Source organism: Neobacillus sp. MER 74, assembly GCF_023714155.1.
The window spans coordinates 577,323-598,957 of the sequence record NZ_JAMAUV010000001.1 but is presented as its reverse complement, the minus strand read 5'-3'; the positions used below and the strand labels follow the sequence as shown (position 1 = coordinate 598,957).

At 38.1% G+C, this 21,635-nt stretch carries 22 protein-coding genes; 18 read left to right on the top strand and 4 right to left on the bottom strand.

Annotated features, from left to right (window positions below; genetic code table 11):
• Positions 1 to 93: 93 nt before the first annotated feature.
• Positions 94 to 981, bottom strand: coding sequence for an AraC family transcriptional regulator (locus tag M3610_RS02915; protein ID WP_251456425.1), 888 nt, complete (start codon positions 979 to 981; stop codon positions 94 to 96).
• A 393-nt stretch (positions 982 to 1,374) separates the two neighbouring features.
• Here M3610_RS02915 and M3610_RS02910 point away from each other — a divergent pair, with 393 nt between their 5' ends.
• The 5 genes from M3610_RS02910 to M3610_RS02890 all read left to right on the top strand — a co-directional run bounded on the left by M3610_RS02910 (position 1,375) and on the right by M3610_RS02890 (position 6,832).
• Complete coding sequence (locus M3610_RS02910) at positions 1,375 to 2,898, top strand: sugar ABC transporter ATP-binding protein (RefSeq protein WP_251456423.1); 1,524 nt, start codon at positions 1,375 to 1,377, stop codon at positions 2,896 to 2,898.
• A gap of 35 nt (positions 2,899 to 2,933) precedes the next feature.
• Entirely contained in the window at positions 2,934 to 3,902 is a 969-nt protein-coding gene (locus tag M3610_RS02905) for an ABC transporter permease (RefSeq protein ID WP_396953633.1), read from the top strand.
• Positions 3,903 to 3,930: 28 nt separating this feature from the next.
• Positions 3,931 to 4,881 (top strand): substrate-binding domain-containing protein, encoded by a 951-nt coding sequence (locus M3610_RS02900; protein WP_251456420.1) that lies wholly within the window; start codon positions 3,931 to 3,933, stop codon positions 4,879 to 4,881.
• 34 nt (positions 4,882 to 4,915) lie between these two features.
• The gene (locus tag M3610_RS02895; RefSeq protein WP_251456418.1) at positions 4,916 to 5,839 is read left to right on the top strand and encodes a phytanoyl-CoA dioxygenase family protein; all 924 of its coding nucleotides are present in this window, start codon (positions 4,916 to 4,918) and stop codon (positions 5,837 to 5,839) included.
• Positions 5,840 to 5,908: 69 nt separating this feature from the next.
• The gene (locus M3610_RS02890; RefSeq protein WP_251456417.1) at positions 5,909 to 6,832 is read left to right on the top strand and encodes a phytanoyl-CoA dioxygenase family protein; all 924 of its coding nucleotides are present in this window, start codon (positions 5,909 to 5,911) and stop codon (positions 6,830 to 6,832) included.
• 114 nt (positions 6,833 to 6,946) lie between these two features.
• Here M3610_RS02890 and M3610_RS02885 read toward each other — a convergent pair whose 3' ends face one another.
• On the bottom strand, positions 6,947 to 7,864 hold the full coding sequence (locus M3610_RS02885) for a DNA-3-methyladenine glycosylase family protein (protein ID WP_251456416.1): 918 nt from the start codon (positions 7,862 to 7,864) through the stop codon (positions 6,947 to 6,949).
• A gap of 175 nt (positions 7,865 to 8,039) precedes the next feature.
• On the opposite strand from M3610_RS02885, the gene M3610_RS02880 reads away from it, so the two are divergent.
• The 7 genes from M3610_RS02880 to M3610_RS02850 all read left to right on the top strand — a co-directional run bounded on the left by M3610_RS02880 (position 8,040) and on the right by M3610_RS02850 (position 14,010).
• Positions 8,040 to 9,023: a 2-hydroxyacid dehydrogenase gene (locus M3610_RS02880; protein ID WP_251456749.1), complete on the top strand. Its 984-nt coding sequence runs from the start codon at positions 8,040 to 8,042 to the stop codon at positions 9,021 to 9,023.
• Positions 9,024 to 9,234: 211 nt separating this feature from the next.
• Positions 9,235 to 10,179 carry a heme o synthase gene (gene cyoE, locus M3610_RS02875; protein WP_285850887.1) on the top strand — a complete coding sequence of 315 codons (945 nt, stop codon included), beginning with the start codon at positions 9,235 to 9,237 and terminating at the stop codon, positions 10,177 to 10,179.
• Positions 10,180 to 10,374: 195 nt separating this feature from the next.
• Positions 10,375 to 10,524, top strand: coding sequence for a cytochrome c oxidase subunit 2A (locus M3610_RS02870; protein WP_098572485.1), 150 nt, complete (start codon positions 10,375 to 10,377; stop codon positions 10,522 to 10,524).
• A 12-nt stretch (positions 10,525 to 10,536) separates the two neighbouring features.
• Positions 10,537 to 11,004: a cytochrome c oxidase subunit II gene (locus M3610_RS02865; RefSeq protein ID WP_251456415.1), complete on the top strand. Its 468-nt coding sequence runs from the start codon at positions 10,537 to 10,539 to the stop codon at positions 11,002 to 11,004.
• 14 nt (positions 11,005 to 11,018) lie between these two features.
• Positions 11,019 to 12,698 carry a cbb3-type cytochrome c oxidase subunit I gene (locus tag M3610_RS02860; protein ID WP_251456414.1) on the top strand — a complete coding sequence of 560 codons (1,680 nt, stop codon included), beginning with the start codon at positions 11,019 to 11,021 and terminating at the stop codon, positions 12,696 to 12,698.
• A 119-nt stretch (positions 12,699 to 12,817) separates the two neighbouring features.
• A complete protein-coding gene (locus tag M3610_RS02855; RefSeq protein WP_251456413.1) occupies positions 12,818 to 13,450 on the top strand; it encodes an SCO family protein in 633 nt (210 codons plus the stop codon).
• A gap of 2 nt (positions 13,451 to 13,452) precedes the next feature.
• Positions 13,453 to 14,010, top strand: coding sequence for a hypothetical protein (locus M3610_RS02850; protein WP_251456412.1), 558 nt, complete (start codon positions 13,453 to 13,455; stop codon positions 14,008 to 14,010).
• Between the two features lie 91 nt (positions 14,011 to 14,101).
• Here the strand turns inward: M3610_RS02850 and M3610_RS02845 are convergent, their stop codons facing one another.
• Positions 14,102 to 15,202, bottom strand: coding sequence for an AI-2E family transporter (locus M3610_RS02845; RefSeq protein WP_251456410.1), 1,101 nt, complete (start codon positions 15,200 to 15,202; stop codon positions 14,102 to 14,104).
• Positions 15,202 to 15,405: a hypothetical protein gene (locus tag M3610_RS02840; RefSeq protein WP_251456408.1), complete on the bottom strand. Its 204-nt coding sequence runs from the start codon at positions 15,403 to 15,405 to the stop codon at positions 15,202 to 15,204. Before M3610_RS02840 ends, M3610_RS02845 begins: the two co-directional genes overlap by 1 nt.
• A 178-nt stretch (positions 15,406 to 15,583) precedes the next feature.
• On the opposite strand from M3610_RS02840, the gene yknW reads away from it, so the two are divergent.
• The 6 genes from yknW (at position 15,584) to M3610_RS02810 (ending at position 21,546) form a co-directional block, all read left to right on the top strand.
• Positions 15,584 to 16,255, top strand: coding sequence for a YknW family membrane protein (gene yknW, locus M3610_RS02835; RefSeq protein WP_251456406.1), 672 nt, complete (start codon positions 15,584 to 15,586; stop codon positions 16,253 to 16,255).
• Entirely contained in the window at positions 16,255 to 17,376 is a 1,122-nt protein-coding gene (locus M3610_RS02830; protein WP_251456404.1) for an efflux RND transporter periplasmic adaptor subunit, read from the top strand. Before yknW ends, M3610_RS02830 begins: the two co-directional genes overlap by 1 nt.
• A complete protein-coding gene (locus M3610_RS02825) occupies positions 17,373 to 18,065 on the top strand; it encodes an ABC transporter ATP-binding protein (RefSeq protein ID WP_251456402.1) in 693 nt (230 codons plus the stop codon). The genes M3610_RS02830 and M3610_RS02825 overlap by 4 nt, the downstream gene beginning before the upstream one ends.
• A complete protein-coding gene (locus M3610_RS02820) occupies positions 18,062 to 19,255 on the top strand; it encodes an ABC transporter permease (protein ID WP_251456400.1) in 1,194 nt (397 codons plus the stop codon). Before M3610_RS02825 ends, M3610_RS02820 begins: the two co-directional genes overlap by 4 nt.
• Positions 19,256 to 19,436: 181 nt before the next feature.
• Complete coding sequence (gene trpB / locus M3610_RS02815) at positions 19,437 to 20,603, top strand: tryptophan synthase subunit beta (protein WP_251456745.1); 1,167 nt, start codon at positions 19,437 to 19,439, stop codon at positions 20,601 to 20,603.
• A 64-nt stretch (positions 20,604 to 20,667) separates the two neighbouring features.
• Positions 20,668 to 21,546 carry a GNAT family N-acetyltransferase gene (locus M3610_RS02810; protein ID WP_251456398.1) on the top strand — a complete coding sequence of 293 codons (879 nt, stop codon included), beginning with the start codon at positions 20,668 to 20,670 and terminating at the stop codon, positions 21,544 to 21,546.
• Positions 21,547 to 21,635: the final 89 nt, after the last annotated feature.

The window sequence follows — 21,635 nt, the reverse complement described above, 5'->3', positions numbered from 1 at the left end:
CTTTATATTTTCGGTTTTTTTACATACATAAGCAGGACTATATTAATTTCTGACGTTAGACAGATGTAACGGCATATTGTATGAAGGAATATTTTAAGGATTCTTAAGATAGTATAGATTTTTTTTATGGTTCTCTTTAAATTGTCTGGGTGTTTCACCAGTCATCTTTTTAAAAAGTAACGTAAAGTAATTGGTGTTATCATAACCCATAATCCTCGCAATTTCCCCTATTTTTAACTCGGTTGATACCAAAAGGTTCTTAGCTTCTCCGATTCGCCGATTGATCAGGTAATTAATCGGCGTCATCTGCATCTGCTCTTTGAATACATGGGATAGATAATACTTGTTTATAAATAGTGCGTCGGCAATGTCTTCTAGCTTTAAATTCTTTTTATAATTTTTATCAATAAATTCTTTAATTCGATGGGCAAGTGTATTGGAATCCTGTGTTTCACTCTTAAAGTTTTGCAATTTTAGAGCACGGTGTATTAAAGCAATGGAAGAAGTTAATAAACCTTGGCAAATGATTTCATATCCATCACCTTTGAGAGAGGATTCTTCAAATATATGTGAAAAATAGTTCCCAATTTGATCAGAGTATTGATTTTTGCGAATCACCGGTTCGAATTGAAATGGGATGATACAAAGTTCTTTTAATTGCTCAATTGCTAAATTGGAAATCCCACAAAAATAAGTAATGAGGGGATTAGAAGGATTTGAGTATTCCTCATGGATGATCCCCGCATTGTATACGAGAATATCTCCTTTTTTCGCAGTATAACTTTTATTATGAATAATAAAAGTTCCCTCTCCTTCACAAATATAAATAATTTCACTTAAATCATCATGCTTGTGGCTGGGAAAGTTCCAATTAGGATTACCACCAACCTGCCCAGCGTATGCAAGTACTGGGGGTTTCTTGAATTTTAAAGGTGTATTTAAATACTCCACATCATAATCTTTGTTGTTTGAGCTCTTCATGATCATCCCCCCTATCTTATTTACTTTTCCAAAATAATTTTTGTCTGTAGCAAGATATTATAGTTTTTCAGTTGTAAATAACAATATAGTGAAGATTATTTTTGCAGGTTAGTAGATTTGAATTCTTTGCTTTTTTATCATTTTATATCAATATGCTTAATTGTAAATAGAAGCTTATTTGAAATTTCTTTGGCCCTTTCCCTTATTTATGATAGTTACCACGTTTTTACCCCTTTCAAAAGTGAAATGAAATTGAACCGGGTAGCAAGATATTATAGTTTTTTTGACATTTCAGCACGATAGTTAATTGTTTTAACACTATGGTGATAGTAATATTTCAATAGTCAGAGTTATTGCAAAATTTAAAAACTAAAGCAGAGGTGAAAGTTTTTAATGAAAGAAAAGAAGGTATACGCTCTTGAAATGAAAGGAATTTCCAAGTCTTTCCCTGGTGTGAAAGCTCTTGATAATGTCTCTCTTTTTGTGAGAAAGGGGGCAGTTCATGCACTGATGGGAGAAAATGGTGCAGGGAAATCCACTCTTATGAAAATCCTTGCTGGAATTTATAAACCGGATTCGGGTGAGCTATTTTTAAAGGGGAACAAAGTGGGATTTGCCAATCCCAGAGAGGCTTTGCATTATGGAATCAGTATGATTCATCAGGAGTTAAGTTTTATTTCCGAACTAACCGTTGCGGATAATCTCTTTCTTGGAAGAGAACCATGCTTGGGCAAGTCTAAGATAATAAACAAGAAGGAACAGACAGTAAGAGCTCTTAAACTTTTTAGTCAATATAAGATTGATTTGGATCCAGATAAAAAGATGTCTGTTTTATCCGTCTCAGATAGACAAATGGTTGAAATTGTGAAAGCGGTTTCGAATAATGCAGATATAATCGTTATGGATGAACCAACTTCAGCAATTACAGAAATAGAAGTTGGAAAATTGTTTGAGATTATCAAAATGCTCACATCCCAAGGGAAATCTATTATTTATATTTCCCATAAAATGAATGAAATTTTTAAAATTGCTGATGAGATTACTGTTTTAAGAGACGGCTGTTTTATCGATAGTAAACCAGCTGCAGAGCTAAATCATGATCAACTTATTTCACTAATGGTGGGAAGAGAATTAAAGAATGTCTATCAATCAAAAACGGCCAATAATAAAACCGTCTTCATGGAAGTGAAAAACCTTAGCCGTAAAGGCAGTTTTGAAAATATCTCATTCACCCTTAACAAGGGAGAAGTGATTGGAATTGCAGGTCTTGTAGGTGCAGGACGAACGGAAGTGGTGGAAAGTATTTTTGGGGTATCCCCTCCACATAGTGGTGAAATATATATTAATCAAAAAAAGGTAGTCCATAAGCACCCGAAACAGGCTATCAACAATGGAATCGCTTTAGTAACAGAGGATAGAAAACAAACAGGCTTAAATTTAACAGGTTCGGTCAGAGATAATATAACTTTAGTTAATTTACAAAAATTTTCAATCTTTAAAAATATCATTTCTCAAAAAAAAGAAAACAATGTGGTAGATGAACAAATCCAATCATTAAAAATAAAAACTCCTAACCGTAACATTGCGGTAAAGAATCTAAGCGGAGGTAATCAGCAAAAAATTGTTATCGCTAAATGGCTTATTAATAACCCAGATATTTTAATATTGGATGAACCAACTAGAGGAATCGACATAGGTGCTAAAGCTGAAATCTATAAAATTATTGCCGATTTTGCAAGTAGTGGTAAGTCTGTCATTGTTATTTCCTCAGAGATGCCTGAACTGTTTGGAATTTGTGATCGGATAATAGTCATGAGTGAAGGGAAATTGACTGGAGAGTTTACCCGGAAGGAGTTTGATCAAGAAAAAATCATGGCGTGCTGTGCAGGAATTATGAAAGGAGAAAAAATCGGATGAATGTTCAAAAAGAAGAAGCAGCAAGATTTAGTTTAATGGGAATGGTAAATTCGCAATTGGTAATAAAGTCAGGGAGTACCGGAAAGATTCTAGCTAAATATGGCATTTATATTGCTTTTGCCATCCTGTTTATGATCCTATCGATCTCCTCAGAATCGTTTTTAACCGCTACCAATATGATCAATATATTGCGGCAAGTATCGATTATCGGTATTGTAGCGATTGGAATGTCCTTCGTTATTATTACTGGAGGGATTGACCTTTCAGTCGGCTCCATTATGGCCCTATCAGCCGTAGTTGCTGCAAGCTTTGCCCAAGCTGACAGTAGTTATTCTATTTTTATTCCAATTATAACTGGGGTAACAGTTGGTTTAGCATGCGGTCTAATTAATGGTGTCCTAGTTGCAAAATGGAAGGTAGCACCCTTTATTGCAACGCTTGGAATGATGACCGCTGCACGAGGTCTTGCTATGGTCTATACGGATGGGCGACCGGTTATAGGACTTAGCAATTCGTTTAACAATATTGGAAGCGGATACATATTAGGACTTCCACTTCCCGTGATCGCTTTTGTTGGTATTGTTATTATCGGTATTTTTATGCTTAATTTTACGGTATTTGGAAGGCATGTTTTTGCGACCGGAGGAAACGAACAGTCTGCTAAACTATCAGGGATTCGTGTTACCTCCGTCAAAATAAGCGTTTACGCGATTGCAGGACTACTAGCGGGAATCGGCGGGATGATTCTTTCGTCTCGAATCATGTCAGGATCCCCGGTGTTAGGTCAGGGGTATGAACTAGATGCCATTGCAGCAGTCGTTATCGGAGGAACAAGTCTTTTTGGCGGTGTAGGAAGCATAATTGGAACCGTCGTTGGGGTATTGATTATTGGAGTAATGAATAATGGTCTTGACTTATTGAATGTGTCCTCTTATTACCAGCAAATTTTAAATGGAGCAATCATTGTTATTGCTGTTCTTCTTGATAAAAAGAATCACCATTAAAAAATAATAACATTATAGGGGTGAGCTTATGAAAAAGGTTAAAGTAATTGCTGCTGTTTTAATTATGATTATTGGTATATTAAGTGGTTGTTCTGGCAAAGCCGAAGAAAAAACAAATGGAACTGAAAATGGGAAAATAAAGATTGGTGTCTTATACCAAAATTTACAAAATGAATATATTGTTGGTTTACAAGATTCAATCAGAAAATATGCTAAATCTTCAGGTATTGAATTAATAGAATCAGATGGGGAAGGTAAGGCTGAAAATCAAATCAGCCAAGTAGAAAATCTTATAAATCAGCAAGTTGATGCCATCATATTAAATCCAGCTGATAAGGACGGAAGTGCTGCGGTGATCGAAAAGGCTGCTGCCGCAAAGATTCCACTTATTACGGTACTGGCCGTGGTTTCAAATGAAGAAAAAGCAACTGCACATGTTGGATCTGACGATGTAGAAGCTGGAAAAATTGAAATGAAACATGTTGTTGAATTATTAGGTGGAAAGGGTACCATTGGCATTATTCATGGTCCTAATGGAAATTCGGCAGAGGTCAACCGGACAGAAGGAAATAAAGAAATTTTAAAAGACTCGCCTAATATTAAAGTTGCTGCAGAGCAAACAGCGAATTGGTCACGTGAAGAAGCCTTGGCATTAACAGAAAACTGGATACAATCGCAAAAGCTGGATGCGATCGTGGCGCAAAATGATGAAATGGCATTGGGTGCCATTAAAGCTTTAAGTGGAGCAGGAAAATTAAACGAAACAAAAGTTATCGGCATTGATGCGATACCAGATGCTTTGAATTCTATTCAATCAGGTGAATTAACCGCAACTGTATTCCAGGATGTGGATGCACAAGGGAAAATGGCAGTCGAAGTAGCGTTTAAGGCAGCTAAGGGAGAGAAAGTAGATAAAGAAAACATGATTCCTTTCCAATTGGTAACAAAAGATAATCTCAGCAATTTTAAAAGTAAATAACTATTTGGTTTGATAAGAGAAGGAGGAATATAAAATGAAAGCAGAAAAAAAGTTGAACAATATCCTGGAAATCGTGACGCCATTAAATGAACGATTGAATAATGAACCTTTAAGAGTATTGAGTGAAGAGGACTGGAAGTTTTGGAAAGAAAATGGTTATGTTGTAATCCGTGAAGCGATTCCAAAGGATCATATCGATCGGCTTGTGGGTTTGATCTGGGAATTTGAAGAAAAAGATCCTCATGATCCGTCCACATGGTATTCTCGTCCTGCACGGGAAATAGCCATGAAAGAACTGATGAACACCGGAATGGTGGAGTTGTATAACCATCAATATTTATGGGATAACCGTATGTACGAAAAAATTTACAATGCGTTTGTGGATATTTGGGGTACTGAAAAATTATGGGTGAGTATTGACCGATGCAATTTAAATCTTCCAATGAAACCAGGTCATGAATATAAAGGATTTATTCATTGGGATGTGGATACTTCTTTAGACCCGATTCCTATAAATGTCCAAGGGGTATTGTCTTTAGTGGATACGGATATCGATATGGGAGGGTTTCAGTGTATTCCGGAGCTGTACAGAACGTTTGACGAATGGGTAAAAACCCAGCCTGTTGATCGAGATCCGCATAAACCAGATACAACTGGCTTTACCCCAACAAAGGTAGTAACAAAAGCCGGTGACTTGTTAATTTTCAATAGCATGCAGCCACACGGAATACGTCCAAATTATTCTGAAAAAGCACGGCTGGCACAATATATCTCCATGTTTCCAGCGCAAGAAAATAATCAGGAATTAACAGAAGCGAGAATCCAATCTTGGCAAGAAAGGATTAAGCCTGAGGGCGAGGCTTTCCCAGGAGACGCACGAAATTGGGAACAAGTGAAATATGATAGAGCCCAGCTTACCGAATTAGGTGAAAAGTTATTGGGTTTAAAAAAATGGTGAATCACTAATTTTAATTGTCAGATAATTAAATGACAAAAACTTCTAAACCCTGAGAGGAGGATTTGAAAGATGGCTAAAACAAAAGTAAATAATATTCTTGAGATTGATATTCCATTGAATGAACGTCCTAACAATGAACCATTACGAGTGTTAACGGAAGAGGAATTTAAATTTTGGAGAGAAAACGGTTATGTGGTCGTTCGAAATGTTGTCCCTAAAGAAAATATTGAACGAACTGTGGATCTTATTTGGGAGTTTGAAGAACAAAACCCTAGTGATCCTTCTACTTGGTACAGATCACCACGTCGTGAGCATCAAATGACAGAGTTACGTGGAGCTGGAATGGTAGAGTTATATAACCATCAATACTTATGGGACAATCGATCCTATCAAAAAGTATACGATGCCTTTGTAGATATTTGGGGAACTGAGAAATTATGGACTAGTATTGACCGATGTAACCTGAGTTTCCCTAATAAGCCTGGAACTTTTGAATTTGAAGGGTTCATTCACTGGGATGGTGATACTTCATTAAACCCGCTTCCAGTTAATATTCAAGGGATTCTTTTCTTAACAGATACGGATGTAGAAAATGGTGGATTGAATGTCATTCCTGAGTTATTTAGAGATTTTCCTGAATGGGTAAAAACTCAACCGGTAGATCGAGATCCTTATCATCCAGATTATACAGGCTATACACCAACACCTGTAACTTTGAGAGCAGGAGACTTGTTAATCTTCCATGTCATGCAGCCACATGGTTTACGTAGAAATGTTTCGAGTACACCAAATATTCATCAATACATTTCGATGTTCCCGGCACAGGAACACAATGAAGAATTAAAACAATGGAGAATTACACAGTGGAGAGATAGGGAGATTCCAGAAGGAATTGCATTCCTAGGAGATCCTCGAAATTGGGAGAAAGAAAAATACCCGCGAGCAGCACTTACTGAATTAGGTGAGAAATTGTTGGGACTTAAAAAGTGGTAAATGATTGACGCTTTAAAAACCTATGATTGTGGTTATGAAGACTATAAAATAAGTGAGGGAGCGCCATAATAAACAAAAACACCAGCCATTTTTTTGTGCTGGTGTTTATTTGATTTAATAGAGAACACGCCATAAATAAAAGGTTGCATAAGATTCCCAATTTCTCCATGGGATAGAAAACTTTAAGATTTCTTCTTTGGTTGGCTTTCTATCCATATTAAGTATGGTTTTAATGGCATTGATTAAACCTGCATCATCGATAGGGAAGGCGGCAGGGAAGCGCAGGCAGCGCATCAGCACATAATTAGCTGTCCATGGACCAATCCCACGTATTTTAATTAAGCTTTTTTCGACCTCTATAAAGTTTTCGGCTTCCCTTAATTTTTCTTTAGATAATTCACCGCTGGCCATTAATTGCGCAATCCCAATAATATATTCACTCTTTTTAACAGTCATTTTAATATCTGCCAGGTCAATAGGTGTGAGTTTAGCAATTCTTTTGTAGGAGGGGAAGATCCAATATTTTTTGCCTTCCCATTCGATTGACTCACCGAATTTTTCTACAAATTGCTTCTTTAATGTGTAGGCGAAGCTTAAGTTAATTTGCTGCCCTAAGACACCCCAACAGAGCGCCTCAAACAAATCAGGGATTCCGATGAGACGTAATCCATAAAATTTTTCTACAGTCATTTTAAGGAATGGGTCTGTTTTTGCGATTTGATAAAAGGGAGTTAAGTCATTATCAAGGTCAAACCATTCTCGAATATATTGGACGACATCTATAGTCTCCTGCGGTTTACCTTTTAAAAAGTGTACAACCATTTGATTTGAATCATTGACTTTTATTCTGACAAGGGTTGGAATTTCATCAATTGCAATGACCCTTGTAATGGTATCATTTTCAACTTCATACATACATTCATTTTTATTCCGCTCTAGATAACCAAGGTTTGCTTTCAGGTCAAATTCTTCAGGCAGCGGAATGATTACTTTGGATGATTCCTCTTCATAGGTATTTCTAGGATTCGTCACTTTATCTCCTCCGGCATTTTGCTATAATCTATTTTTATCATAAAAGTGTAGAAAACAATGTTTCTATCTTGATGCTACAATCAAAAATCTATTATTTTCCACTTGAATAAGTGTATATTGATTATGTAATTAAAGCTTCTATGAAGGATCTAATAATGAAGGTGAGGAATCATTGTTGAAACCAAAAGTTATTGTCTATAAAAAAGTCGATCCAACCGTTTTGGTGTATGTTCGTAAAGCCTGTGATGTTATTTATTTTGAAGACTTAGATGCAAACACACTTCCTGAATTTTACCAAGAATTAAAGGATGCAGAAGGAATTCTAGGCTCGAGCTTAAAAATTGATGAGAAGTTTTTAGAGCAGGCCCCTAACCTAAAAGTAATAAGCAATATTTCAGTTGGCTACGATAATTTAGATCTTGAGAAAATAACAAAACGAAAAATTATGGCAACCAATACACCTGGTGTTTTATATGATAGTGTTGCCGATACCATTTTTGGCTTATTACTAGCAACAGCAAGAAGAATGCCAGAATTAAACCAGTTGGTCAAGTCAGGGAAGTGGACATCGAAAATTAGTGAAGAGCAATTTGGCGTAGATGTTCATCATAAGACATTAGGAATTATCGGAATGGGAGGAGTAGGTTCGGCTATTGCCAAACGGGCTCATTTTGGCTTTGATATGCCTATTTTGTATCATAATCGGACGCGAAATCCAGAAGCCGAACAAACCTTTCATGCAACCTATTGTTCACTTGAAGAAATTTGTCAGCAAGCTGATTTCATTTGCTTAATGACGCCGCTAACTCCAAACACTGTTAAACTCATCGGGGAAAAGGAATTTAAATTAATGAAGAAATCAGCCATTTTTGTCAATGGTTCGCGCGGGGCTACGATAGACGAGGATGCCTTAGTTTGGGCTCTTCAAAACGGAGAGATTTTAGCTGCAGGACTTGACGTGTATACACAAGAACCAGTAAACCCAGATCACCCGCTGTTGAAAATGGATAACGTAGTCACATTGCCGCATATTGGTTCCGCAACCTATGAAACACGATTGAAAATGGCTAAACTTGCAGCTGAAAATCTAGTGCTTGGTCTCCAGGGAAAACAGCCGCCTTCCTTAATAAATCAAGAGGTGCTAAGCGAAGTCCGATAAATAAAAGGCGTAAAGAATCATTAAAAAAGTGATTCTCTACGCCTTTTTTATCTAAGATGAGGGGAACATCCTCAAAAATCCATCAGGTTTCGGACAATTGGTAATATACAACAATCATTTTCGGGTGCCTGACACCAATTATTATGATAATCTAAATATGGTATGATAGTATTAAATTTGTTTAGAATTACTTCTTAGGAGAGGATATTATATGAGTAATAATGAGGTACCTTCTCTACAGAAGGATGGAAGGTCTATTATAGTAAATCAACGAAATCTATCTAGTTTAATGACTGATCTAAAGTTACTATTTAAAGCAAATGTTTTAACCGCTAATGTCCTGCCGGTTTTTGCAGGATTCTGGTTAGCTTTATATTTTACGGATGTCCCTCTCTCAAGTAATGTGGATTTATTACTTTTGACTATTTTCGGAAGTACAATGGTGATTGCCGGGGCACTTGCGCTCAATAACTGGTACGATGTTGATATTGATACAGTAATGGATCGTACAAAGAATCGTCCAACGGTGACTGGGAATTTCTCACTTAAGCAAGTATTAATCATTGGAATTTCACTTACCGTAGTTGGGTTTATTTTATTACTGTTTACGACATTCGAAGCTGCGTTATATGGTTTCGTCGGATGGTTTACTTATTGTTTTCCCTATACCATGTGGTCGAAACGAAAGTATACCTTTAATACCATAATTGGCAGTGTGTCTGGTGCGGTTACACCTTTAATTGGCTGGACAGCAATCGCACCTGGATTTCAAAAGGTACCAATGATCTTGTTTTTAATCTTGTTTATTTTTCAAATGCCGCATACCTTTGCGATAGCCATTAAGAAATATAAAGAATATAAAGCGGCTGGGGTGGCGATGCTTCCCGTTGTTCGTGGACTCTCCGTGACTAAACGGCAAATGGTCATGTATATTGCTTGCTTGTTTCCATTGCCATTCTTTTTAGATTCACTTGGAACAACCTTTATGGTCATAGCTGCTTTGCTAAACGCAGGGTGGTTGGTGGTAAGTATCAGCGGTTTTTTTATCAAAGATAACCATAAATGGGCCCAAGTGAATTTCTTATACTCAGTTAATTATATAACCATTATCTTCCTCATGATGATTGTGGTTACCTTACCGATCTTCCATCGGTAAAAGAAATTATATGAAAAAGTCTCATCGCTGTAGGCAAATACAATGCCTACAATCGATTGGACTTTTTTTTTATTAATCGGATCTTTTAAACGTATTTATTTTTTTAAATGGGAAGATGTGTGATGCGGTTCACTACACTGAGAATGGTTCCCAACTATGATATAAGTATGAAAATCACAAAGGGGATGATTCGGAATGGGAGCTGCAAAAGGAAACAACAAAAAGAAGGCAGGCGAAGTTCAAGAAGCACCGTTAAAAGGAACATGGATTTCCGTAAGTGTTGTGGGAGTAGTCATTCTACTTACGTATTTCTTATTATATGGACTTTACATGTCTAGAGTTTAGGGGGGATTTGGAATGAAGATGCATCTTGATGAAAAAATTTGGCTGACCTTAAGTTTTGGGATAATCATGATTTTTATGTTTATCACAGGCTATCAAGCATTTGCCTTGGATATGGCTCCACCAAGCAATAAGGAAATTATTGATCCACAAAAAGTGGACCAAATCGCACCATTCGATAAACCAGGTGTTACTAAAATTGGTGAAAATGAATATGAAGTTGTGATGACTTTACAAGTATTTAGCTTTAATCCAGGTAATTTTGAAGTTCCTGCTGGTTCTACAGTGCATTTTACACTAACCTCCAAAGATGTGGTCCACGGCTTTGAGGTAGCTGGAACAAACGTGAATGCAATGGTAATGCCGGGACATATTCAAAAAATCACCCAAAAGTTTGATAAACCAGGCACTTACTTAGTGTTATGTAACGAATACTGTGGGGCTGGTCACCAAGCAATGAGTACAACGATTACGGTTAAATAAAGGGGGGAAAGAAAATGCAAACAGCAAAATCACCTACACTAAAAGATCAAGCAAATAAAGTAATGGGAATCAGTAAGGAAGATGCCGTTTTAACAAAAACATATATCATTGTAGCATTTACAGCACTACTTTTAGGCGGAATATTAGGACTGCTGCAAGGACTAAATAGGTCAGGACTTCTAGAATTGCCATCATGGCTTAACTATTATCAAGTATTAACAGCACATGGTTTATTATTAGTTGTTGTCTTAACTGCCTTCTTTACGATTGGATACTTTTATGCATCACTTTCCCATACTTTAGGAGGACTGCTGCCGAAAGTAAGGAAGATAGCTTGGATTGGTTTTGGAATGAAGATTGTCGGCTTTATTCTATGCATAGTGCCAATTCTAATGAACGAAGCATCAGTTATGTATACATTTTATCCGCCGATGGCAGCACATCCGGCTTTCTATATCGGGTTAGTATTCATTGCCCTAGGCGTTTGGATGTGCTGCATTGGGGCGTTTATCAATGTCGCTAATTGGAGAAAAAACAACAAAGGTCAACATGTGCCTATTCTTGCTTACTTTGCAACCGGTGTGTTTATCCTTTTGTTCTTTGCTCTAATTCCAGTTGCAATTGAAGTTTTAACCATTATTCCATGGGCCTTTGGGTGGGTTGAAACAATTAATGTCATGGTTGCTCGGACACTATTTTGGGCGTTTGGACACACGCTGGTTAATATTTGGTATTTAACGGCCGTGTCTGCATGGTATGTTGTTGTACCAAAAATTATCGGTGGGAGACGGTGGAGTGATACCTTAACCCGTGTGGTTATTATTGCCTTAGTTGTAATGAACATCACTGGTGGATTCCATCATCAGATTATTGACCCCGGAATTTCTGAAGCAGTTAAATTTATGCATGTATTTATGAGTTTGGCGATTGGTTTCCCATCATTAATGACCGCATTCGCTATGTTTGCTGTATTTGAGCGGACTGCCAGGAAACAAGGTGGAAAAGGTCTAATTGGCTGGTATAAGAAAATGCCATGGGGGGATGTTCGTTTCCTAGCACCATTTATTGCTATGGTCGCCTTTATTCCAGCAGGTGCAGGCGGGATTGCCCAAAGTACAAACCAGCTAGACCAAGTTGTTCATAATACCATGTGGATTGTTGGGCATTTCCATTTAACACTCGGAATGTCGGTGGTAATGACTTTCTTTGGAATTAGTTATTGGTTAGTTCCTTATATTTCAAAACGTGTTCTAACTCCACAAATAAATAGATTAGGCGTAATACAAACTTGGATCTGGACAATTGGTATGATATTTATGTCAGGTGCTATGCATTGGGTTGGATTACTTGGTTCTCCTCGAAGAACATCCTATACAACCTACGGCGATAATGCAACAGCATTAAGCTGGGACCCGTATTTAATGTGCTTAGCTGTGGGAGGAACACTATTAATTATCGGTGTTATTCTTCAAGTGTATGCTGTTGTCAATATGATGTTCTTTGCGCCAAAAGGTGAAACAGAATTTCCGATTGCGGAAGAGGAAGAAAATGCAACCAAAACACCATACTGGACAGAGCGTTGGGGCCTTTGGATTGTTGTTATGCTATTAGTTGTAGCCATGGCCTATGTTATCCCATTAACGGAATTTATCGTCAATGCCCCTCCGGGGTCACCACCGTTTAAAACATGGTGATTACGAAAAGCTAAAAGCCAGTAGGCGCTTTATCTGGAAGGTTTTCAATGAGAGAGATAGCTCGGGTGGCTAAGGCTATCTCTTTCCACTTCAAAAAATAGATGTAGGAAGTGATCTTCATGATCAAAAATAGACATCATACATTTGCATGTTTGCTTGTTATCTTATTTGGCTGTGCATTGTTTTATTTCGGAACAGATGGTTTCACAGCTTTCACGGCAGAAACTGCGCGGGTAAAAGAACTAATTGACGATAAACCCCAATTCCCTAATGTAACCTTAGAAGACAGCAAAGGGAGGGAATATTCTATTTCTGAATTTGAAGGCAAATATGTATTTATTACCTTTTTGTATACGTCCTGTACAACGGTTTGTCCTCAATTAGAAATGAATATGTCGAAAGTTTATGATAAGGTACCAAGCAAATATATGGGCAAAGATATTGTCTTTTTAAGTATCAGCTTCGATCCTTCTAGGGATGACCCAGCCACGTTGGAAAAATATAGAGGCTATTTTAATAGTGACGGTGAAACATGGAGGATGGCAAGAATTGCAAATAAAACAGAATTAGATGCATTGTTAAAAGCATTTGGTGTGATTGTCATTCCCGATGAATACGGTAATTTTGCCCATAATTCAGCTTTTTATATTGTTGATAAAAAAGGCAGACTTCTAGATGTTTTAGACTACAAAAAAACGGATGAAGCTGCTAAAAGGCTTACAGGGATTCTTGACATGGAAGCGGGGGAATAGTTATGAAGCAATCACTATATGGCTTATTGATCCTCCTATTCCTTGCACTGCCTCCTGTGGCAAACTTAATGGAATCTGTCATGATTATTCACATGCATATGCAAATGCCGCTGTTAATTTTCACCGGATTTCTCCTTGCCCGTATTTTTCAACTACGATTCCCACGATTTTTTGAAAAATGGAACGGAAATGGAATACCAGGAATCATATTGTTTATCATCATCGTCGCTTATTGGACACTGCCAAGGTCAATGGATGAAGCATTAACTTTACAGAGTATGGAAGTGTTTAAATTTACTAGTTTACCTATATTGGCAGGGATCCCACTAAGGGATAGCTGGAAAAAACTTAGACCTGTTGGTAAACATATCACTTTTTATTATTTTATTATCATGTTTTCCGCAATGGGGTGGTTATATATATATTCCCCCGTGCAATTATGTAACAACTATTTAATTATTGAACAAATTACTCTAGGCTGGGGATTTATTACAACTGCAATCTGTATGGTCATTTATTTGCTCTATAAGGCTTTTGTCGATCCTAAGAAATACGAGTAATGTATTTTGTGATTTCCAGCATAAAAACATAAAAAACTGTTAGGAACCAAGATCCTAACAGTTTTTTGAATTAGATATTTATTAAAGAATCCTAAGGTTCGTTTGTTATGGTTGCCCTCTTTCGAGCCTTCAGAAACTTGATTACATTTAAAACAATGGTCTTGACTACGGCATAAAACGGTACTGCCAAAACCATTCCCAAGATACCAGCTAAATTTCCGGCAGCGAGCAAGACGATAATGATTGTCGCGGGGTGGGTATCAAGTGATTTTCCAAGAATGAGCGGAGATAATACATTCCCTTCCACCTGCTGGGCTATCACAATAATTAAAATAACTAATAAAGCTTTTGTGGGTGAATCAAATAAAGCTACAATTACAGCGGGTGCACCGCCAAGAATGGGGCCGACATATGGAATGATGTTGGTAAACGCAACAATTACGGCCATAACTAGTGCAAATGGCAGATCGATAATCAGGTAGCCAATAAAAGCAAGTATTCCTACTGATAGGGCAACAATAACTTGCCCTTGTATATAGGAGGAAAGTGTTTCACCCGTCTCTTTCAACATAAGCAATCCTGCTTCCCGATATGATACAGGAAGGAATTTAGTTACAGCCTTAGGGAACTTATGTCCGTCCTTAAACATATAGAACAGTAAAAACGGAACGGTAGCTAGGATGACAGCAATATTGGCAAACACACCAAGGATATTGGAAATACCGCCAGTGATCCTATCCGGCAAGGTATTCGCATAGGCAATCAGTTTTTCTTTACCGGTTTCCAAAAGATCATTTTGCTCCTCCATGATCCATTTGAATTCGGAACTTCGTGAAAGCTTATCAAAATACTGCAAGGTTTTGTTGGCATAATCAGGAAGTGCATTAGCAAGTGCGGTAAATTGCTCTGTGATGGCAGGAACCAAGTTGCCAATCGCTAAAACAAGAATACCAATAAACACTACATAAATTATTAGGATGGCAAGAATTCTTGGCACTTTTTGGCGCTGAAGAAAATTAACGATTGGATTTAGTAAGAAAAAGAGAAATCCGGTTATCAGAATTGGGAAAAAAAGAGTAGAGAAAAAGATACCGATCGGCATAAATAAAAATGAAATCTTTGTTGAAACAAAGATGATGGTTAATATTAGAAGGATTTGGATTAACCCATATTGGAATTTTCTTTTTGACATTATTTTCCCCTTTTTTCAATTGGCTGTGTTAAACTTGTCTGTTGATTTCCGTTCCAGGCGCTTCGCTTTCCGCAGGCGTTGCGGGGAGCCTCCTCGGCGCTTACAGCGCCTGCGGGGTCTCCCCTGCCCCGTACTCCCGCAGGAGTCTTCGCGCCTTCCACTCCAATCAACAGAGTGCTAAAATCAACATTAACGTTTAACACAGCCTTTCAATTAGTTTAACTAAAATTATATCAAAAACTTGGAATAGAAGACAAATAATAGTATTACTTTTGGTGTCAGGCACCAGATGGGGATATTAAAAAAAATGAAACTTTCGGCTTAGTTTGTCGTATACTTAAATGGAATAATTTACATAAGAGGAGAGAAGGGGTGTTGGATTTGGAATTGCAAACAGAAGTAAATATACAAAAAGAGAGTCCTAAGTTATTAGGAATGTTTACGAGTCCTGGAGTGCAGTTTGAGCGAATTAAGCAAAGTCCGAAAATTTGGGTACCATTAACTATTATTAGTATCCTTTATGCCATTGGTATGGCGTTTATGGCTCTATCACTAGACGCTGCTACTTTAATTGCTCAAGGAGTGCCTGAAGATCAAGTTGATTTGGTGTTAACCATAACAAAAGTAACAGTATTAGTTACGGGCATCATTACGCCTATTATTGGTGTTTTAGTGAGCAATGCTATTCAATTAGCGATTGTCAAGATTGCTAGTTCCACTGTTTCTTTTAAACAATTATTATCTATGAATACTTTTATCATGATTATTGGTGCAGCAGGACTTATATTGAATATGGGAATCAGATATGCCATCGGCGGGGATCCAGAAATATATATTACTAGTTTGGCAGGGCTTCTCAATCAGGATAAAGCTGGTGTTTTAGGTTCCATCGAAGTATTTGGAATCTGGTCTGCTATATTGACTGCCTTGGGACTTCATAAAACAGCGCAAATTTCTAAAGGGCTGGCATGGACAATTGCGGTGATTTTCTTCGTAGTTAGTATTGGCTTTGCTTTGGTCGGTACTCTTTTACAGGGAGCGCCGAAGCTATAATGAAGAAGAAAATTTGGATTAGCATTAGTGTAATATTATTAATTATCATAATGATTTCTGTAAGTGTCTACCGGCAGGTCCTTGCAAAGGGGCATTCCGTTAAGACCACGGAAATCAGCCAAGAAGAAATCTCCTCTCTATTAATGATTCCTGGAACAGTAAAGCTTCCTCAAGAACAAATGGTCTATGCGACACCAGACAAAGGGGATATCAAGAAGCTGCTCGTCAAGGAAGGAGAGACAGTCAAGAAAGGTGCTGTCTTGGCTCAAATAGAAAATCCACAGCTTGAGTTGGAGATTGAGCAGAATAAATTAGCGGTCGAATCCGCTAATTTAAAAATAAACCAAATCGATAAGAAATTGGAGCAACTTGAAGACAAAGAAAAGACCTTAGGTGAGCAGGTTGGAAAAAAGGAAGCGAAAAAGCAGCTTTCTCCTGAATTTGAACAGCTGGAGATGGAAAAGGAACTAGCTAACATCGAACTTAAGCAAACAGAACTTCAAAAAGACTTGATTAGTAAACGCCAGGATGATTTAGAGATTAAGAGTACAATGGCTGGAATTGTTTTGACAGCCAAAAAGCCAGCAACATCACTTGATGCAACAAGCGAACCTATTATACATATTGGGAAATTAGCAGGGATGACAGCATCAGGACTACTGTCCGAATACGATACTCTTAAAGTTAACAAGGGTCAAAGAGTGATCATCAAATCAGAGGCATTGCCGGGCAAAGAGTGGCTGGGTGAAATCACGAAGACATCTATTTTGCCAGAGCAGAACCAAGCGAGTTTGCAAAATGGTACACAGGCTGTGCAGTATCCTGTCACAGTAAAGATTTCCGGTGATACAAAAACGTTGAAACCAGGCTTCCAAGTCATTATGGAGATAGAAACAGATAAAAAGACAGCGATGGTCCTGCCGCTCGATGCGTTATTTGATGAGGGGGATCAGCCCTTTGTATATCTCGTAAAGGATGGAAAAGCGCAAAAACAAAATGTCAAAACTGGCATTACATCAGGAAAGAAGATTGAAATCGTTGAAGGTGTTACAAAAGGAGACAAAGTCATCATTAATGGACCTGACAAACTAAAAGATGGGTTGGATGTGACCGTTAAATGATCCAGCTAGAATCCATCTCAAGATCGTTTTTGTTGGGAAAAGAAAGTGTACCTGTCCTAAATGGTATTAGTCTATCCATTCATAAAGGTGAATTTGCTGCCATCATGGGTCCATCTGGCTCAGGAAAGTCAACCTTAATGAATATTATTGGTTGTTTGGATAAACCGACAGAGGGTGAGTATTATCTTGGCGGGGAAAATGTCTCTCATTATAATGACAAGGAATTGGCCAGGGTTAGAAATCAATCGATTGGCTTTGTCTTTCAGCAGTTTCATTTGCTCCCGCGCTTGACGGCCTTAAAAAACGTTGAATTACCAATGATTTATGCAGGAATCTCCAAAAAAGAGCGCCAGGCTCGTGCAGAAGAGGCATTAATGAAAGTAGGTCTTGCCGACCGCATGAACCATCTGCCTAATGCTCTATCTGGAGGACAGAAGCAACGTGTTGCCATAGCGAGAGCTATTGTCAATACACCAAAGATTATTCTAGCGGATGAACCCACAGGTGCCCTTGATTCAAAAACAAGCAAGGACATTATGGAACAATTTAGTGAACTGAATAATGAAGGAGTAACGATTATTATTGTTACCCATGAATCAGAAGTGGCTGAATACGCGAACAGAACAATTATGGTTAGGGATGGAATGATTCAGTCGCCTTTTGATGGTGTTAGGGGGCCGGCAGGATGAGTTTTATGGAAAATCTTATTATGGCATTAAGCTCACTAAAGGCCCATAAAATGCGGAGTATTCTAACAATGCTTGGGATTATTATTGGGGTGGGAGCTGTTATTATCGTCGTAGCCATCGGACAGGGCGGGGAAGCGATGCTGAAATCACAAATTACTGGGCCCGGGAATACGATTGAGTTATTTTATCAGCCTTCCGATGAAGAAATACGTGCGAACCCCAATATATTTCAGCAAGCTCCCTTCAATCAGGAAGATATCAGAGCGTTGGAACAAATTACGGAAATTAAAAGTGTTGTTGCGTCAAGCACCCAATTGTCTTCTGTTAAATTTCAAAAAGATTCCGTGGATGCCTCTTCAACTGGAATTAATCAGGCCTATATAAAATTAAATGAGTTGAAAGTTGCAAAGGGAAGGAGCTTGTCAACCTCTGATTTTCTTGGCGGCCGCCGTGCAGCATTAATCAGTAATAAATTGCAAGAGGAACTATTTAAAGGGAAAAATCCAGTTGGAAAGGTTGTTATGGTTGCCAATCAACCGATTGAAATCATTGGGGTTTTAGAGAAACCAACTGGTCTTCTATCATTTGGGTCAATGGAGGTTTATCTGCCTTTCCAAACGTGGAAAACGATTTACGGTAGCAGTGATTTTACCCAAGTAACCCTGCAAGCAGCGTCAGCTGAACAACTGCAGGTCGCAGGTAAAAAGGCTGCTAAATTATTAAATAATCTGCATAGGACGGATAAATCCTACCAAGTTATTAATATGGAAGAAATCGCTCAAGGGGTAGGACAAATCACAAAAATCATGACATTAATTATCGGGAGTATAGCAGGAATCTCATTATTTGTTGGTGGAATCGGTGTTATGAATATCATGCTCGTATCCGTGACCGAAAGGACAAGGGAAATCGGGATTCGTATGGCGCTTGGAGCTACCCGAGGACAAGTGCTGACTCAATTTTTAATTGAATCGATGACACTAACTTTTATAGGAGGTATGCTCGGGATTTTGCTTGGCTGGGGTACGTCCACCATTGTTAGTTTCTTTGCAGGTTGGCCATCCTTAGTGTCTTGGCAGGTGGTAGTAGGTGGGATGTTGTTCTCAATGGTTATTGGGATTGTGTTTGGACTACTTCCAGCAAACAAGGCTTCTAAGCTTGACCCGATTGATTCCCTAAGATATGAATAAGGAAAGATGAGGAAACTAGATCAAGGGTCTACACGAAGGTGTAGGCTTTTTCCTGTTATTGCCGTATAGTTATCAGTTTGCAGATTATGGGTAATGTGATAATATAATTACAGGAATATTCAGATAATAATTCGTGGTAGGATTGACTTAGAATAATAGTTTAGAAGGAGTCGAGATGAGCATGGAGAGACTTAGTGTAGAGAGCAAAGGTTATTTTGGGGAATTTGGCGGAAGTTTTGTTCCCGAGGATTTGCAAGTGGTAATGAACGAATTAGAAGATCAATTTAATCGATATAAGGATGACCCTGAATTTATATCGGAATTCAAGTATTACTTAAAAGAATATATTGGTAGAGAAAATCCATTAACGTTTGCAGAAAATTTAACCAAACAAAATCAAGGGGCAAAAATATATCTGAAACGAGAAGATTTAAACCATACGGGTGCACACAAAATTAATAATGCCATTGGCCAGATTCTTTTAGCAAAACGAATGGGAGCAAAGAGAATTATTGCTGAAACAGGTGCAGGACAGCATGGTGTGGCCACAGCAACTGCCTGTGCCATGTTTGGGATGGAATGCATTATTTATATGGGTAAACTTGATACGGAACGCCAAGCGCTCAATGTCTTCCGAATGGAATTACTAGGTGCGAAAGTAGTTCCTGTTGATAAAGGCCAAGGGCGTTTAAAGGATGCTGTAGATGAAGCCTTGGGTGACTTGGTGCAAAACTATAAAAATACCTTTTATTTACTTGGTTCGGCTGTAGGACCGCATCCTTATCCGACCATGGTCAAGCACTTCCAGGCAATTATCAGCGAAGAATCGAAAAAGCAGATACTTGAAAAAGAAGGAAAACTGCCGACAGCGGTGATTGCTTGTGCTGGAGGTGGCAGCAATGCCATTGGTGCTTTTGCCCATTATATTGACGAAAAAGGTGTGCGCTTAATTGGGGTCGAACCAGCTGAGGCACCAACTTTGACGGAAGGAATTCCAGCGGTGATTCATGGCTTTAAATGTTTAACATTACTTGATGAAAACGGGGAGCCTAAACCAACGTACTCGATTGCTGCGGGGCTGGATTATCCTGGTGTTGGTCCTGAGCACAGCCATTTGAAAACAAGCGGGCGAGCAGAGTATGTAACAGTGACTGGGCAAGAGGCCCTAGAGGCATTCCAATTGTTAAGCAAAACGGAGGGAATAATCCCTGCGTTAGAAAGTTCACATGCCGTCGCATATGCTATTAAGCTTGCAAAAGAATTATCTAACGAAGATGTCCTAATTGTTAACCTATCAGGACGCGGTGATAAGGATGTTGAGCAGGTGTTTAGGATGTTGAAAAAATAATAATATACATAAGGATAAGCCGATAAATGGCTCATCCTTTTTTGTTTCTAGGGGGAGCAGTTCTTTGAAAGACTTATTATTAATAAAAGGTTATAAAGATCATGAGTATTTAAGGAAAAGCTTTAATCAATTGGCCACTGATACGTTTGGAATAGAGTTTGAAACGTGGTACAAAAATGGATATTGGACAGATAAGTATCTGCCGTATTCATTTGTTGTTCATAATAGAGTGGTAGCTAATGTATCCGTTAATCTTGTAAACTTGGTCGTAAATGCGGATGTTAAACAAGCAATCCAAATCGGTACTGTCATGACACACCCTGATTATCGAAATAAGGGATTGTCGAGACGCTTGATGGAGATTGTGTTAGACGAATATAAACATGTTGATATGATTTATTTGTTTGCCAATCAAACAGTATTGGACTTTTACCCGAAATTTGGATTTTCTTCTAGAGATGAAGTGCAATTTATATTGGACTATCATCATATGCCTCCATCGTCTTCTAAAATGAGAAAATTAGATGTTAGCAATTCAGATGATTTAGAGTACATCTATAATTTAGCGAGGAATCGTAAGGTTTTGTCGGAAGTATTCGGAACTTCAAATTGTGAGGAGCTCCTCATGTTTTATTGTATTATGGTTTTTAGCCAGGACCTCTACTATCTTGAGAATGAGAACGCACTGGTGATCTTTCAAAGAGAGGGGGATTGTATCCACCTTTATGATATTGTCAGTTCTCGAAAGGTAAATTTTCAAACAGTGTTAAGTGCGATTGTCCCGCTGGATTGCAGTAAAGTCTTTTTCCATTTTCATCCCGATCAGCATGAATTAGGATATGAAAAACAGCTATATAAAACCGATAATGTCCTTTTTATAAAGAATCAAACAAACGTCACGTTACCAAATGAATTCAAACACCCGCTTACTTCACAGGCATGATGGTGCCTGACACCATTAGATAACTCCATTAGAGAACAGCTAGTACATATTACCCATTTGCTATTAGCGGTTCTTTTTTTATATCTGGG

Bases quoted from the DNA above. Each gene is read 5' to 3' on its own strand.
- M3610_RS02915 (WP_251456425.1), bottom strand. From the start codon at position 981: ATGAAGAGCTCAAACAACAAAGATTATGATGTGGAGTATTTAAATACA.
- M3610_RS02910 (WP_251456423.1), top strand. From the start codon at position 1,375: ATGAAAGAAAAGAAGGTATACGCTCTTGAAATGAAAGGAATTTCCAAG.
- M3610_RS02905 (WP_396953633.1), top strand. From the start codon at position 2,934: ATGGGAATGGTAAATTCGCAATTGGTAATAAAGTCAGGGAGTACCGGA.
- M3610_RS02900 (WP_251456420.1), top strand. From the start codon at position 3,931: ATGAAAAAGGTTAAAGTAATTGCTGCTGTTTTAATTATGATTATTGGT.
- M3610_RS02895 (WP_251456418.1), top strand. From the start codon at position 4,916: ATGAAAGCAGAAAAAAAGTTGAACAATATCCTGGAAATCGTGACGCCA.
- M3610_RS02890 (WP_251456417.1), top strand. From the start codon at position 5,909: ATGGCTAAAACAAAAGTAAATAATATTCTTGAGATTGATATTCCATTG.
- cyoE (WP_285850887.1), top strand. From the start codon at position 9,235: ATGAGTAATAATGAGGTACCTTCTCTACAGAAGGATGGAAGGTCTATT.
- M3610_RS02870 (WP_098572485.1), top strand. From the start codon at position 10,375: ATGGGAGCTGCAAAAGGAAACAACAAAAAGAAGGCAGGCGAAGTTCAA.
- M3610_RS02865 (WP_251456415.1), top strand. From the start codon at position 10,537: ATGAAGATGCATCTTGATGAAAAAATTTGGCTGACCTTAAGTTTTGGG.
- M3610_RS02860 (WP_251456414.1), top strand. From the start codon at position 11,019: ATGCAAACAGCAAAATCACCTACACTAAAAGATCAAGCAAATAAAGTA.
- M3610_RS02855 (WP_251456413.1), top strand. From the start codon at position 12,818: ATGATCAAAAATAGACATCATACATTTGCATGTTTGCTTGTTATCTTA.
- M3610_RS02850 (WP_251456412.1), top strand. From the start codon at position 13,453: ATGAAGCAATCACTATATGGCTTATTGATCCTCCTATTCCTTGCACTG.
- M3610_RS02845 (WP_251456410.1), bottom strand. From the start codon at position 15,202: ATGTCAAAAAGAAAATTCCAATATGGGTTAATCCAAATCCTTCTAATA.
- M3610_RS02830 (WP_251456404.1), top strand. From the start codon at position 16,255: ATGAAGAAGAAAATTTGGATTAGCATTAGTGTAATATTATTAATTATC.
- M3610_RS02825 (WP_251456402.1), top strand. From the start codon at position 17,373: ATGATCCAGCTAGAATCCATCTCAAGATCGTTTTTGTTGGGAAAAGAA.
- M3610_RS02820 (WP_251456400.1), top strand. From the start codon at position 18,062: ATGAGTTTTATGGAAAATCTTATTATGGCATTAAGCTCACTAAAGGCC.
- trpB (WP_251456745.1), top strand. From the start codon at position 19,437: ATGGAGAGACTTAGTGTAGAGAGCAAAGGTTATTTTGGGGAATTTGGC.